This window comes from Brevibacillus sp. B_LB10_24 (genome assembly GCF_046036945.1).
Lineage (GTDB): Bacteria > Bacillota > Bacilli > Brevibacillales > Brevibacillaceae > Brevibacillus_C.
The window spans coordinates 1-13,985 of the sequence record NZ_JBJQOQ010000058.1; the positions used below are offsets into that span (position 1 = coordinate 1).

Here is a 13,985-nt window from a genome sequence, read left to right on the forward strand (position 1 = left end):
CTCCCTTGTTGTAAAAATCAGCAAGGGAGTTTGTCTGCAATCTGACATATGGGATGATCTTATAATCATCCCATATGCTTTTTTGTTTAAAAAAGTTTAAAAAATATAGTTGCCCCTGTCTTCGCCTTCTATTACTGAACCTATACTAAAGTTAATAGAGGCATCTGCACCACCGGTACTTATTGAGAAACTAATACTTGCCAACAACTGTGAATGCCCATATGCTAGGTAGTAATAGAAATCTTTAACCGCATGTACATCTGAACGCACGTCAAATGTTCCACTACCGTTTTTAGCATAATAAAGCATAATAAATAATAGTTGTCATTCATACTAACATTAAATTTGTGTCCTGCACCTCTTGTGCCATTACCATCCGTTGTGAATGTTGCACTTTTTCGAGTATAAAAATTTCCTGTATTAATATTGTAATACGAAACGTTAGACGTGTTGCTTTCTTCAGATATAGAAATGTGGCTGCCTCTACCGTAACCAATCCTCTTCACCACAAGTCGATTTGGTTACGGTACTTTATTTTTGTAACAGGTCGATCTTTGGAATCAACCTGTGTACAAACCATAAAGATACGCTCATATATAACAACGTAGCCAACATTATTTTTCTGACACCCAATTCTCAAAAAAATAAAAAAATAATATCCTCGATTTAAAACAAGAAAATCCGCTTATGGCAAAAGGACCATAAGTTTTTCTTTAACAAGTCACCTTTTGGCATTAGTTTGTAGTAAAATGGACAATGGAAGAGGTTCCCTTATATGGGGAATGCCCTATTATACCTCGCCATTACAATAACATTTTCCGACCACAAGATTAATCTATAACCTTTGCACTAGCAGTAACGAAGCATTCTAATCTCAACCCCGATCCAAACAAGAAAACCACTTCCTAGACCCTTCTCTCGACAAATTTCCCAAACATCACGTCTCTTTAAAGATGGAAAATCACTTCTATTGTACTACCGGCATACCATTCACACTTCCAAGTCAAAACAGAAGATGTAACAATAATCAAGGGAGAGTAGGATTTTGAGTGATCAGTTGTTTAGCTTGTTTCGTAGCAATGTAGGTGATTTGGATCCGCTTACCCAACGCAACTTATTTCTTGCCTTTCGAGAATTAGCCTTTCAAAGCGTCTACTTTATCTTGAATGACCGGTCGCTGACAGAAGACGCGATACAGGAGGCATTTATCAAGGCAATGGTAAACGGCCCCCGAACAAGACCCGATTCCAACATGAAATCCTGGCTCAAACAAGTGGCCCGCAATGCCGCATTCGATATCATCAGAAAAAATAAAAAGTATCGTCAGGTTTCTGATCTTGACTCCGTTATGATTTATGAAGAAAATGAACAGCTGCGCGACTTTCCTGAGTCAACAGATGAAATCGTAGAAAACATGCTGCGAAACGAGTCACTCGTCGAAACGCTAAACGAGCTAAAAGTCGAATACCGGATCGTTTTGGTCCTCCGCTACTTGGAAGAAATGTCCTACAAAGAGATTGCAGAGGAACTCGGGATTACTGATCAGGTGTTGAGTAAACGCCTCGAAAGAGCAAGGAAAAAGTTAGCCGATCTGTTTACTCAGAAATGGGGTGTCCGTGATGAAGCCTGACAACCAAGAATGCAACCGGGAGAATCAACTGGATTCCTTCGCATCGAAAGCAGTAAACTCTATGTATTCCCAAATCAACATCCCGTCCGGTGAAGAATCATGGAAACAAATGCAAGCAAAACTGCTCAAGATGCAGCGTCGATCTCGTCGCAAGAGAACAATCAAGATTGGCCTCGCCATTGCCGGTTTCTCGATCCTAATTGGCTCGTTCTTTAGCACAACAAATGAAAGTTTTGCCTTTCGCAATCTCTTTACGATGGTAAAAAGCGCTGAGCAGGGATTAGTTCATATCCTTTTTGGGGAAAACAAGCCGGTTGATACAAGCGGGGCAAAAACGCCTCCCCCTCCGGACTATTTGCCCGATCAAGCAACGGTTGCGGGATCAAGCCCCGTTGCAGACGACAGCCAATCCGATGAAATCGTCAAACCGGAAATAACGACAGTGGAACAAGCGAGTAAAAAACTAGATTTTCAAATCCGCCATGCGGGATATATTCCCGAAGGATTTTCTGAATTCAAAGTGAAACTCTACCAGGATGCGGATGGGAAGTATCGCATACTCAGAATCGAATATAAAAATAACGAAGAAGATCTATTTGTTCTAACTCAGCGAAATTTGGTTGAAAACAGCACTGGTTGGCGAACCACGATCAACGAGGCATCGGGAATCATCAAGGATGTCGATATTAACGGGACAAACGGAGTCTTAGTTCAGTATACGGAAGGCGGAGCTCGGCTCGAATGGCTGTCTGACAACGTTATGCTCGACATCTATGGAAAATTAACGGAAGATCAGATTCTAGCTATCGCCAGATCGCTTCAGTAGAGAAGGGAATCGCTTCACGATCCCTTCTCTATTCTTATTTTTACTTCATTAAGCTGCTTGATGTGAAACGTTCCCCTTGTTCGCGAATCCCATTATGAACTACCCAATGAACAGAATGAACACGGTAATAATATCCTGTCGGTACAGTGATTTGTCTAGATGTATAAATATCCAGTTCATTTGATTGAGTTAGATCTTTTCCGACATTGTAATCTTCCCACGTAGAACCATTCCATTTTTGGAGGGTGATTTTTATTCCGATGTTATCTACATACTTTGTAGCATGGGTCTGGCCGCCGATAGTGATTTTTCCACCACCAAAATCAGATATATTTCCCTCCCCACTTTCAAGGTACCGGAATTTCGGATCAAAAGCTGTATTCGGAAACACTTCTCTGGGCGGTGGGGGAGTTTTAACTTCGGACTCAGCTATAGCAGTCAAACCTTGGACTGGGTAAAGACAAACTAACATCATACAAATACAAGCGACTAACAGATTTTTTGTTCTCATATTCTATGACCCTCTCTTTCTACTAACAAATCTTTCTAATCCATAAACGACCACGCCTATCTAGATAAAATCTACATTGCAAACCCCCTTACATTTTTACAGAAAATGTTTTCATAGAATATAACGGACTAGGTACAGAAAATCTGACAAAAAAAGAACCCGCCATCCCCTGACGGATTCCTTCCCTCCCCCTACTGAATCGGCATCCAGCACACCTTCCAAACGCCGACTTGCGTCTTTTTCAACTGAAAGCCAAGCGGTTTTCGCTTATTGTCAAACTTGATCCACACTACCGCACTGTTCTCATCCTGCCGAATGATAGAGTACTCCTTCCCGTGCTCTCGCAGCTCTTTGATAAACACACGGCTGTTTTCCGCCCCAACCGTATCTGTCTTCAGATCCTGCAAAAATTCTTGCCGGGACGGGATTTCAGAATCGGGATCCTGGTAGTAGAGCGCGTACTGCGTCTCATAATCGGCTGTCTCTTTTGCGTAATAGTACATTTTGATGATATCGAGCGGCTCCAGACCGTCTAGCGCCTCATCCTGATTCGCTTTGGCGAACTCCTCGTATCTTTGTTTCTGCGACTTCTGCAAATCCAGGGTAAAGGCGCCGTTCTCTACATCAACTTTTTCCTGCTGATTGGGGTGTGTCAGATTCTCCACCTTCACAGTTCCGTCCGGATTGGCCGAATAAGAAAGCACATCTGTTCCTTTGGGATAGGAGATGGAAAACTGGTGAAGCTTCGACTCTTTCCATGTCCAGGCAAGGAACAGGCTGACGCCCACTTTTCCTGTGCGAAGACCCTCCTCGTCTACCGTCGAACCTGACTGGTCCGGTTCATATCCCGCTTGTTTCAAATAGCTGTAGTTCCAGAATTCGTTTGCTGCTTCGGTACTACCTCCTTCACGCTCCATCACATAGTCAGGAGGGCCGAGCAGCTCTTTTACCTGTTCCTGTGTCATCCCGATCTGGATCTGCTGCTTTAACTCTTCTACCTTTTCCGCGATTTCCTCATCGCTTGGAGTGTGCGCCTGGATGACCTGTGCAGGAGGGCCGCCCCATCCGCCGCCATGGGTTGCTCCGGGATCCGCCGGGCGGACAGGATCAGTCGGGCTCACCACGATCGACCCCGGCAGCCAAAGAAAACAGATCAGAGCGACTGCAGCCGCTGTTATGCCGACGGGCCAAGCCTTCCAAAAAAACCCTCTCCTCTGCTTCTGCAGCCTGCTGCGAATTCTCCCCTCCAGTGCCGTTGTGTCCTGGATGTCTCGAAAAATCGTTTCATCCGCTGTCTGCTTAAATTGTTGCAGCATCTTTTCTACATCCATTCTGTCCCCTCCACCTCCAGCAGCTCCTTCAGCTTTTTGCGCGCTCTGTGCAGCTTGGTGTACACTCCTCCCGTTGTCCCAAGTACCTCCGCGACTTCCTCTATCGACAGCTCCTCATAGTAATGAAGGATGATGACTTGGCGGTACGAGGCAGGGAGCCTCATGACCATTCTGGCGAATTGGTGCCGCCGGTCGTTTTTCAAAATCGTCGACTGCGTATCCTCCGCCACCCCTGTATCTACCTCGGCGCGGAAGAAGAGATGCCGGAACGACCAGGATCTGACGTGCTTCTTGGCCTCGTTGACGGCAATTCGATAAATCCACGTCTTCAGCGAGCTCTCCCCGCGAAAGGACGGCATGCCGCGAAACGCTTTTAAAAAGACTTCCTGGGTGATATCTTCCGCCAGGTTGCGGTCCTTCACGATGGAATAGACAAGGCGCAGCACTTTCTGCAGATAGTCCTGCAGCAGTTCTTCAAACTGAGCCTCTGTGGTTTTGCCTAAATGGATCTCTGCACGCTCCAACCTTCTCTTCCCTTACTTCATTAGATCGCGCAGCGAGGTTTTTCTTACACTTCATTAGTATAGGGCAAACGGCGGCATCGCCGATGCGTAAAAAGCAAAAAGCCGAAGTTTCCCGTGCAAAGGGAAGCCATCGGCTCATGTCATCAGATCAGTTCTTTTCTGTTTTAAATTGCGAGACAAGATTCTCCAGATCCTCCGAGACCAGCTTCATATGATCGGACAGGGCGGTCATCTTATCCATCGTTCCCGCCTGTTCCTGTGCCGCGGCAGCCGTTTCGTTGGTCTGGTCCGCCACTTGCTTGGAGACAGCGGCAATCTCTTCGAGCGATGCGTTGATTTCTTCGATACCGGCAGACATTTCTTCCGATGCGGCAGACACTTCTTGCATCTGGAAGGTGATGTCGTTGATCCCTTTCACGATCTGCTCGAACGCCGCTCCCGCTTCCCGTACAGCTTCCATGCCGTGGCTCGACTCTGTCTGTCCTCGCTCCATCGCCTGTACGGCCGCGCTGGTATCCTCCTGGATTTGGCGAAGCAATTCGTTGATTTCGTTGGCGGATTCCCGCGATTGCTCGGCCAGTTTCCGCACCTCGTCGGCGACGACGGCAAAGCCGCGGCCGTGCTCGCCGGCCCGAGCGGACTCGATTGCCGCATTGAGCGCCAGCAAATTGGTTTGATCGGCGATGTTGGTGATCGTCTCCAGGGCCTGATCGATCTCTTGCGTGCGCATGACCAGGCGGTTTACGACCCCCACGGTTTCGTTCGTCACTTCGTAGATCGTGGTCATTTGTGTGACGGAGTTCTCAATGCGCTTCGCACCCTCTGCAGCCTGTTCAGACGTAGAGACCGCCAGTTCCGCCACGGAAGACGCCGATTCGGCCACGCGCGAAACGGCATTGGACATTTCCTCCATCGCGATGGAGCCTTCCTGAATATTGGTGACTTGTCCGCTCGTCCCTGCCGCCACTTCCGACATCGTCACCGCGATCTGATTGGACGCGAGCGAGGCATCGGCCGAGCTGGTCATGACGCTCTCAGCCGATTGTTTTACTTCTGACGAGGTCTCCTTGACCCGGTTGACGATCTCCCGCAGGCTTTCAATCATCTCGTTAAAGTGCTTGGTCAAGGCGCCGAGCTCGTCCCTGGACTGATAGGAGATCGTCTCCGTAATATCGCCGGCGGCTACCTTTTGCGCATGGCTGGTGATCAGCCTGATCGGCTTGGAAAAGCGATTCGCGTACACGGTGGCGATCGCAATCGCCGCTGCGATGATGATCAAGCTCGCGATCATGATCAGGTTTCGCAAGGAGTCAAGCTGGGAAAGCAGTTCGTTGTACTCCACCAACCCGACATAGCGCCAGCCGGTCACGGGGGAAGTCAGGATGTTGACCAGCTGCTTATGACCGTTGTAATCCATTTCGTACGAACCGTCGGCCAAACTGGACAGGTCGTCTAATTCGGGAATTCCCAGCTTGGAGATCGGCTCGAAGCTCAGCTCCGGATGTTTGGGATCCGAGAGGATGGTGCCATCCGGCAAGGCCAGCAGCAGACTTCCCGTCTTTTGCGTATTGATGTTTTCCATCAATTTGGAGAATTTATCCAGCTCCATGGCTGCAGCCGCGACCCCGATCACCTTGCCCGATTCATCGGTTATCGTCCTGGCCGCAGTCACCTCAATTGTGTTGTGAATCGACAGGTACGGCTCAATCAATACGGCTGTGCCCGACTTCTCCTTGGCCGCCTTGTACCAGCCGCGCTGACGGGGATCGTAACCCTTTTCCACTCCGCTGCCGTCGTTCTTGTATTCCTGGAACCCGCCGTACTCCGTTCCCAGCCAAGCCGATGAGTAGTCAGGATGTGATTTGATCATTCTATTGAATTCGCTTTCGATTACCTTCTCCATCTCTTGCGCCGGCCCTGGATTTCCATCGGTGTAGACTCGAACCGTCGAATCCATGTTTTTCATTTCCGATTGTTCGGACAGATATGTAACGCTGTTTTCCAGTTCGATCAGGTGGGCAGTCAACGTGCCGTCGAACTGACCTATGTTTTGCAAAATACCTTTGTTGAAGTCTTCGGCGATTCGGCTGCCCATCGAGGAATACAAAATAAAGCTAATAATGACAATAGGCAAAATGACCATCAGGATAAAAGTGAAGATAAGCTTTTTGCGAATGGTATTAAGCAAAAACAAGTTCTCCCCTCCTAACAATGTCCCGCTGATGTTCTATTCCCGTTCCTTTCTATACGTAAACATATTAAAAATATAATAAATATTAAAACTTTAAAAACAAAACCCAATCCCCGCCAAAAATGCGAGGATTGTTCAGCGATAAATTGCGTGTAAGTGAACCTCCCCCACTTACTTGCTAACGCGAGTTGAAGTCGGGGCTTCTTACCATGGGCAACTTCATNGAAATGATTCAACACAAAAAGAGTGTGAGCGAAGCTTTTTATCTCGCCAGATCAATGGATGACGAATTGTCCATGTACCAAATCTATGAACGCCAACCGCGATGACGGGGACAAAACAGCCGGATGAAAATTTCTAACGGAGGCGAAGGAATGAATGACAAGGATGAGTTTCAGTTTGAAAATGCGAGAGATCTGTTTGACTTTATTCCCTACTTTGAATCGGACGACAAGAAATACGACATAGCGGAAAAAATCTCCCTTGACCCGTACCTTTATCACGAACCGGCACGTCAGTTTGTAAAAATGCTGTATGAAAAGCACATCATCATGCCTTTTGATTGGCGGCAATGGAGCGAAGAGGCAAATCGCTATTTCAACTCTCCTGAATGTATCGATACCGCCGATATCGCTGCAATCAGGAAGCTCTTGACAACAATTGTCCGGGCTGATCGATTTTCAGCAGGTTTTTTTGCCGACAAGATGGATAATGGAACGGTATTAAGGCTTTTAAAACGGTTACAGGTACTAGTAGACCAATCGAGCAACGGAGTGCTACCCTGAATCTTTTGAACAAAGCCATCGTGATCGCTGCGACTAAACACGACGGTCAAACAATAAAGCCGGAGAACCCTTGATGCTTTGTTACTTCCTGAATGCAACCTTTTTTGGCAAACCGGCTTCCAGGTTCATTTCCCCTTTATGGCGGATAAATACAACCAGTTGTTCTGCCCGTTTGTGGAGTACCTCCATATAGCGGGTAGCACTGACGAGCACGTTGTTCTCGTCATCGGCCTGCACGTCCGGGGGCAGTTGCTCGATTGTTCCATTATGGATGGCCAACTGTTTGATTACTTTGTCCTACAGGTAATCATAGGCTTCGATGATGACATCGTTTCCATAGACGTTTAGCCGCAGCCCTTGTTTGAAATTTTGTTAATAATCAAATATAGCGGTTGCTGAAAATACGCCTAGTGAGTCTAATGTAGAATTGGTCACTTTCCATAAATTTCCAATGATCCAAGGTGCAGAGCTTATGTGTTCTGCACCTTTTTCATTTCTCTTTTGTTCAGAACATGTATAGTTGCTTACGATACGATGAAATAACAGTAGTTTCCAAGTGCCTGATTTGAACGTGCTGATCAAATGAACTCCTCTGCCCCTTTCGTTGCCTTACGTCAATTCGAAGCGAGCGCAAAGATACAGCCAGAAAGGCCTAGTATCCCCTGCGCTTGCGATTGGTCATCGACAGGAAACTATTGTTGATTCAATACGGGAAAAAGGAAGGTGGTATTCAATCTCTAGAACTTTATTGGTTTGCCGCTCTTTTTTTGGAAGAAGCAAAACTCGAATGATCGGAGGGGCTCTCCTCATAGCTGCCGGGATATGCCTCATTGTTTACCTATGGGTGGATCGTTATCTCGATGAACAGCAGCAGCTTCAATTGTTAACCAATTGGGATCACACTCAAGAGGAGAAAAAAGCAACCAAATCCCATGCAGGGACAATGGTTGCCGCGGCGGCAGGGAAAGAAGATCAGCTGCAAACTGCGCCTCCCCCATTAAACCTGGACGGTTCGACGATGCTAGGTACGATCTCCATTGACAAAATTGCCCTGCGGGAGCCATGAATCCCGACCGCAAGTCGCCGTTCGACCGGATGAAAAAGGATGGCATCATCTACAAGCAGGCCAGCGAAAATATCGCTGCGGGTCAAACGAGTGCCATCTTTGCCCATGAAAGCTGGATGAATTCAGCCGGGCACCGGAAAAACATCCTGGGTGATTACAGCCGCTTAGGAGTGGGCATGTCCTTTGGCGGAACGTACAGTACATACTATACGCAAAATTTTTATCAACCCAAATCGTAGTGGGCTTGGCGCAAATCTCATAGAGAACAAACAGACAACCTCCCTCACCGCTTCCTTGCCTGCGGTGAGGGAGGTTTTGCTTGTTATGCTGCCATCCGCAGCTTACCGTCGGAGAACGTGCAGGCAGAAGTCCAGGTCCGCCTGTAAATGCTCTTGCATGAGACGCTCTGCTGTTGCCCCGTCATGGGCGGTGATCGCTTCGTAAATCTCCTGGTGCTCATCGATGAGGAACGGGCGTTTATGGTAGACGACCGTTTTTCTGAACAAGTAGATAATCGATTGCATCCGGTCGATAATGTTGATCATCTCGGGATTATTGCTCGATTGCACGATCAGGTCGTGGAATTCTTTATTCGCCTTCATCGTTTCTTGGATGTCGCCGCCTCTGGCAGTCATAATACAACCTTGCAGCTTCTGGAGTGTCTCTTCGTCCATGTAGGCTGCCGCGCAGCGAGCCGAAAAACCTTCCAGCAAGATGCGTACTTGAAAGATATTTCGCAGGTCGGCATCAGTCGGATTCACGACCCTTTTTTGCTTGATTAGCCCTTCCTGTTCCAGTTTGCGAATCGACTCGCGGATGGGCGTCCGGCTTACCCCCAACTCCTCGGCCAGTCTTTCTTCCACCAATTTCGTCCCGCGCGGGAGTTCTCCGCTTAGTATTTTATCTCGTATGTACTCATAAGAATGCTGATACGCCGATTGAAACGGTTGCTTGCCCATGCGGATACCCTTCCTTTTCTCTCACTATGCCTCTTTCACCAACTGCTTCCACTTCCAAAGTATAAGGTTTATAGCGGATATTTAAAAGCTGCAACAGCAATTTTTATACAAAACGTTATTTTTTGTATACAAAAATTTTAAAGATGTGTACAATTGTAGGAAATGATCATTCCATCTCGCATGCAAGGGGGATCTAAGATGAAGGTTGGCTTTATCGGGCTTGGCATTATGGGCAAGCCAATGGCTGGCAACCTTTTAAACAAAGGTTATGCCGTCACAGTCTGCGACATCCATGAAGACGCCGTTCGGCAGTTGACCGGGCAAGGAGCAGCGAGCGCGGTCTCCCCAAAAGCAGTCGCAAATGTAAGCGATATCATTATCACCATGCTTCCAAACAACGAAATCGTGAAAAGTGTCATCCTGGGTGATGGCGGCATCATCCACGGAGCCAAGCCGGGCGCGATCGTTGTCGATATGAGCTCCACTTCGCCGGTTGTCTCCAGGGAAATCGCCGCCCGGCTCAAGGAACGCGGACTGCACATGCTGGACGCCCCTGTCAGCGGCGGAGAACCGAAAGCGATCGACGGTACCTTGGCGATCATGGCGGGTGGAGATGAAGACGTCTTTCAACAGGTGCTGCCCGTACTGGCTTGCATGGGCAAGGATATCACACTGGTCGGGGGCAGCGGCAGCGGGGCAACGGCCAAGCTTGCCAATCAAATCATCGTAAACGTCAATATCGCCGCAATGTCCGAGGCGTTCGTCCTGGCCGCCAAAGCGGGAATCGATCTCGAGAAGATGTACCTGGCAATCCGCGGCGGACTGGCCGGAAGCAGTGTCTTGGATGCCAAGGCACCGATGATCCTGGAGCGCAATTTTCAAGCCGGCGGCCGGATCGACATCAACTTGAAGGATCTGACCAATGTGATGGAAACAGCGGAGGCGATCGATGTTCCGCTGCCTTTGACCAGCCAGGTGCTGGAGATCTTCCAAACGCTGAAAGCGGAGGGAAAACAAGCGCTCGACCACTGCGGAATCGTTCAATACTATGAAAAATTGGCGAATGCAACAGTAGCGAAGAGCGAGTAAGGGGGAAATGACGAATCCCATGGAAATCAGGAAAAGATTTGCGAAGGAACTGCTTGATCATCTGCCCGCGGTCGACAGCCGGCTTGTAGAAGAACTACTCGAGAAAGAACGGCAAGGCTTCAGAAAAAAGTGGATCGTCCTCGACGATGATCCTACAGGGGTCCAAACGGTTCACGGCATATCCGTCTACACAGACTGGTCAATAGAGAGCATCGAGCAGGGCTTTCGCGAGGAACAGTCCATGTTTTTCATCTTGACCAACTCCAGAGCGATGATCGCCAGCGAGACGGAAGCTGTCCATCGGAAAATCGCCGCGAACGTTTCGGCGGTGGCGAAAAAGCTGAATCAGCCGTTCGTCATCGTCAGCAGGAGCGATTCCACCCTCCGCGGTCACTACCCGCTTGAGACGGAGACTTTGAAGAAAACGATTGAAGCCCATTCGGACCAGGTGCTGGACGGCGAAGTGATCATCCCTTTCTTTCAGGAGGGCGGGCGTTTCACCATTGACAATATCCACTATGTTCAGTACGGCGAGTATCTCGTACCGGCGGGTGAAACGGAATTCGCCCAGGATCGGACCTTCGGCTACACAAAATCCCACCTGGGTGAATGGGTCGAGGAAAAAACAGGCGGTAAATACAAAGCGCCGGATGCGACCTGCATTTCGCTTGAAAGCATCCGGGCGCTCGATCTCGATGCGATAACGGACCAGCTGCTGCAAGTGTCCGGCTTCAACAAAATCGTCGTCAATGCGGTCGATGATGTCGACGTAAAAATTTTTGCGATTGCGCTGATCAGAGCGATCCGATCGGGGAAAAATTTCGCCTTCCGCAGCGCTGCCTCTTTTGCCAAAGTCATCGGCGGCATACGTGACAGGGCCCTGCTCACAAGAGGGGAACTGATCAGCGAGGAATCCGGACATGGCGGCCTGATCCTGGTGGGATCCCATGTAAGGAAAACGACGGAACAGCTGGAACAACTGAAGAAATGCCCAGAAATCGAGTTTATCCAACTAGATTGCCACCTCGTAACCGACCCCGCCGCGTTCAAAGCCGAGGTCGAGCGGGTGATCGCCGCGACCGAAGCGCTCCTCGCCGAGGGACGTACCGTGACGGTCTACACCCGCCGGGAGAGACTCGATCTTGGAGCAGGCAGACAAGAAGAGGAGCTGCAGCTCTCCGTCAACATATCGGAGGCCGTCACAAGCATCGTGCAGCGGCTGCGGGTCAGACCAAATTATATCGTGGCCAAAGGCGGGATTACTTCGAGCGATATCGGAACCAAAGGACTCCGGGTGAAACGAGCCACGGTAGCGGGACAAATCAAGCCGGGGATTCCTGTGTGGATCACGGGTGCTGAAAGCAAGTTTCCGGGAATCCCTTACGTTATTTTCCCAGGAAATGTAGGCCAGGCGGCCACGCTGAAGGAAACCGTCGAGCTGTTGGAGGGCAAGGAACAGCTAGAATAAGGGGCCGAGGCCGCCCCTTGTTTTGACAGGAGCGGTCGGTCATCCATTTGCCAATTCGGCGATGCGCCTGCCGCAGTACGGCAGCTCTTCTTCATCCCCTATGGTCCCCCGGTCTACCCCACCCTTGGGCGGGGTTTCCAGCGTCCTCTTGAAGGCCATACGCCACTCCTCCGGCACTTCCGGCGGCAATGAGGCAACAGCCTGGTCTATCGCCTCCGGTGTGATTTTCAGCAGCCTTTTTTCAACATAAAATTACAGTTATACTGAAATTAAAAACACTATTTATAATGGGAGGTCAAATTAATGTCCAATACTTTTTTAACAATGTTTTTAATATTAGTGTTGATTTGTGTTTCTGTTGGTGCCGTATGGCTTCAGCTTTTTTTGTCCAGGAGTACAAATAGCTGGTATGGGTTAGTGCTCCCGATAATCTCATTTTTAATCTCAATAGTGTTTGTTCTCAACATTGCTGAGACAAAAAGTTTTTGGAATACTGTAACCCTTACTGGATCTACGTTCTTACTTACAAACATTCCAACGATTGTTCTTCTTGCAATTTACTTTTATTGTAAGGGTAAATTAAAGAAGTGAAGAAGTAATATTCGATGAATACTGATTATTCTAAATCCCTCAACGCTAAAAATCTTAGTGAACCTCCCCCACTTACTCGCTAACGCGAGTTGAAGTCGGGGCTTCTTACCATGGGCAACTTCATGTACCTTTTGTAGATAGGGATTTGCCCCACCTACTCCATATCCAAGTACGGGGTATCTGTGAAGTTGTCTAAGTAAGCAACCGATATCTCTTTGAGACATCGGGGGCGGAACAGCCCATCTACTACTTCTTGCCTACGCAATCCGTAGATACTTCCTCTTGCTTTCTACATCAAAATGCAGGAACTTGCCATATAATGCTCGACTGAGGATATTCCTGGCTCCGTGCAGATCCCGATGCTCGCTGTACCCGCACCTACAGCGATAATTCCTGGAAGCGGTTTTGTTCCGCTTCCCGCAGACAGGACATGTCTGACTCGTATACGATTCATCTACGAGATGGAGGACAATCCCTTCTCGTTCCAGTTTATAAGTCAAATACTGCTTACCCTTGCCCATGGACCAATTCGACAGCTTCTGCGCCTGCTTGCGATTCANGATACTTCCTCTTGCTTTCTACATCAAAATGCAGGAATTCGCCATATAATGCTCGGCTCAGGATATTCCTGGCTCCGTGCAGATCCCGATGCTCGCTGTACCCGCACCTACAGCGATAATTCCTGGAAGCGGTTTTGTTCCGCTTCCCGCAGACAGGACATGTCTGACTCGTATACGATTCATCTACGAGATGGAGGACAATCCCTTCTCGTTCCAGTTTATAAGTCAAATACTGCTTACCCTTGCCCATGGACCAATTCGACAGCTTCTGCGCCTGCTTGCGATTCACGCGTTTTTCCTTCCGTGTATGCCGCTGCACGCCTTCGACATCGCCCAGGTGAACATCCGACACCGACTGCTGGACGCACCAATCCACAAATTGCTTAGTGGTCTTGTGCAGGGCATCTCTCAACTGCCGCTCCGACTTGGAACAGATGTATTGTTTCGCTCGCTG

The 13,985-nt window shown here is 48.6% G+C and carries 14 protein-coding genes and 1 pseudogene; 7 read left to right on the plus strand and 8 right to left on the minus strand.

The features are described from left to right. Positions 1–1,045: 1,045 nt before the first annotated feature. Complete coding sequence (locus ACI7RC_RS27075) at positions 1,046–1,630, plus strand: RNA polymerase sigma factor (protein ID WP_408111273.1); 585 nt, start codon at positions 1,046–1,048, stop codon at positions 1,628–1,630. After that, positions 1,620–2,456 (plus strand): DUF4367 domain-containing protein, encoded by an 837-nt coding sequence (locus ACI7RC_RS27080; protein WP_408111274.1) that lies wholly within the window; start codon positions 1,620–1,622, stop codon positions 2,454–2,456. The genes ACI7RC_RS27075 and ACI7RC_RS27080 overlap by 11 nt, the downstream gene beginning before the upstream one ends. A 40-nt stretch (positions 2,457–2,496) precedes the next feature. Here ACI7RC_RS27080 and ACI7RC_RS27085 read toward each other — a convergent pair whose 3' ends face one another. From ACI7RC_RS27085 to ACI7RC_RS27100, 4 genes are all read right to left on the minus strand, one after another. Then, the gene (locus ACI7RC_RS27085) at positions 2,497–2,967 is read right to left on the minus strand and encodes a hypothetical protein (protein WP_408111275.1); all 471 of its coding nucleotides are present in this window, start codon (positions 2,965–2,967) and stop codon (positions 2,497–2,499) included. Positions 2,968–3,158: 191 nt separating this feature from the next. After that, positions 3,159–4,298 carry a hypothetical protein gene (locus tag ACI7RC_RS27090; protein ID WP_408111276.1) on the minus strand — a complete coding sequence of 380 codons (1,140 nt, stop codon included), beginning with the start codon at positions 4,296–4,298 and terminating at the stop codon, positions 3,159–3,161. Next, entirely contained in the window at positions 4,289–4,822 is a 534-nt protein-coding gene (locus tag ACI7RC_RS27095) for a sigma-70 family RNA polymerase sigma factor (RefSeq protein ID WP_408111277.1), read from the minus strand. The genes ACI7RC_RS27090 and ACI7RC_RS27095 overlap by 10 nt, the downstream gene beginning before the upstream one ends. A gap of 148 nt (positions 4,823–4,970) precedes the next feature. Further along, positions 4,971–7,016 carry a methyl-accepting chemotaxis protein gene (locus tag ACI7RC_RS27100; RefSeq protein WP_408111278.1) on the minus strand — a complete coding sequence of 682 codons (2,046 nt, stop codon included), beginning with the start codon at positions 7,014–7,016 and terminating at the stop codon, positions 4,971–4,973. Between the two features lie 371 nt (positions 7,017–7,387). Here ACI7RC_RS27100 and ACI7RC_RS27105 point away from each other — a divergent pair, with 371 nt between their 5' ends. Further along, complete coding sequence (locus tag ACI7RC_RS27105) at positions 7,388–7,798, plus strand: DUF6508 domain-containing protein (protein WP_408111279.1); 411 nt, start codon at positions 7,388–7,390, stop codon at positions 7,796–7,798. Between the two features lie 81 nt (positions 7,799–7,879). Here ACI7RC_RS27105 and ACI7RC_RS27110 read toward each other — a convergent pair. Further along, positions 7,880–8,152: pseudogene (locus tag ACI7RC_RS27110) on the minus strand (DUF4073 domain-containing protein). Between the two features lie 433 nt (positions 8,153–8,585). On the opposite strand from ACI7RC_RS27110, the gene ACI7RC_RS27115 reads away from it, so the two are divergent. Together ACI7RC_RS27115 and ACI7RC_RS27120 are read left to right on the plus strand one after the other, a co-directional pair. Beyond that, positions 8,586–8,864, plus strand: a complete 279-nt coding sequence (locus ACI7RC_RS27115) for a hypothetical protein (protein ID WP_408111280.1) — start codon at positions 8,586–8,588, stop codon at positions 8,862–8,864. Continuing rightward, a complete protein-coding gene (locus ACI7RC_RS27120) occupies positions 8,861–9,103 on the plus strand; it encodes a CAP domain-containing protein (protein ID WP_408111281.1) in 243 nt (80 codons plus the stop codon). The genes ACI7RC_RS27115 and ACI7RC_RS27120 overlap by 4 nt, the downstream gene beginning before the upstream one ends. 102 nt (positions 9,104–9,205) lie before the next feature. Here ACI7RC_RS27120 and ACI7RC_RS27125 read toward each other — a convergent pair whose 3' ends face one another. Next, a complete protein-coding gene (locus tag ACI7RC_RS27125; protein WP_408111282.1) occupies positions 9,206–9,823 on the minus strand; it encodes a GntR family transcriptional regulator in 618 nt (205 codons plus the stop codon). Positions 9,824–10,021: 198 nt separating this feature from the next. Here ACI7RC_RS27125 and garR point away from each other — a divergent pair, with 198 nt between their 5' ends. Both garR and ACI7RC_RS27135 read left to right on the plus strand, forming a co-directional pair. Continuing rightward, on the plus strand, positions 10,022–10,912 hold the full coding sequence (gene garR, locus ACI7RC_RS27130; RefSeq protein WP_408111283.1) for a 2-hydroxy-3-oxopropionate reductase: 891 nt from the start codon (positions 10,022–10,024) through the stop codon (positions 10,910–10,912). Between the two features lie 19 nt (positions 10,913–10,931). After that, positions 10,932–12,380: a four-carbon acid sugar kinase family protein gene (locus ACI7RC_RS27135; protein WP_408111284.1), complete on the plus strand. Its 1,449-nt coding sequence runs from the start codon at positions 10,932–10,934 to the stop codon at positions 12,378–12,380. 848 nt (positions 12,381–13,228) lie between these two features. On the opposite strand, the gene ACI7RC_RS27140 is transcribed toward ACI7RC_RS27135, so the two are convergent. Together ACI7RC_RS27140 and ACI7RC_RS27145 are read right to left on the minus strand one after the other, a co-directional pair. After that, on the minus strand, positions 13,229–13,492 hold the full coding sequence (locus ACI7RC_RS27140) for a zinc ribbon domain-containing protein (RefSeq protein ID WP_408111285.1): 264 nt from the start codon (positions 13,490–13,492) through the stop codon (positions 13,229–13,231). Further along, positions 13,479–13,967 (minus strand): RNA-guided endonuclease TnpB family protein, encoded by a 489-nt coding sequence (locus ACI7RC_RS27145; RefSeq protein WP_486303988.1) that lies wholly within the window; start codon positions 13,965–13,967, stop codon positions 13,479–13,481. The genes ACI7RC_RS27140 and ACI7RC_RS27145 overlap by 14 nt, the downstream gene beginning before the upstream one ends. Positions 13,968–13,985: the final 18 nt, after the last annotated feature.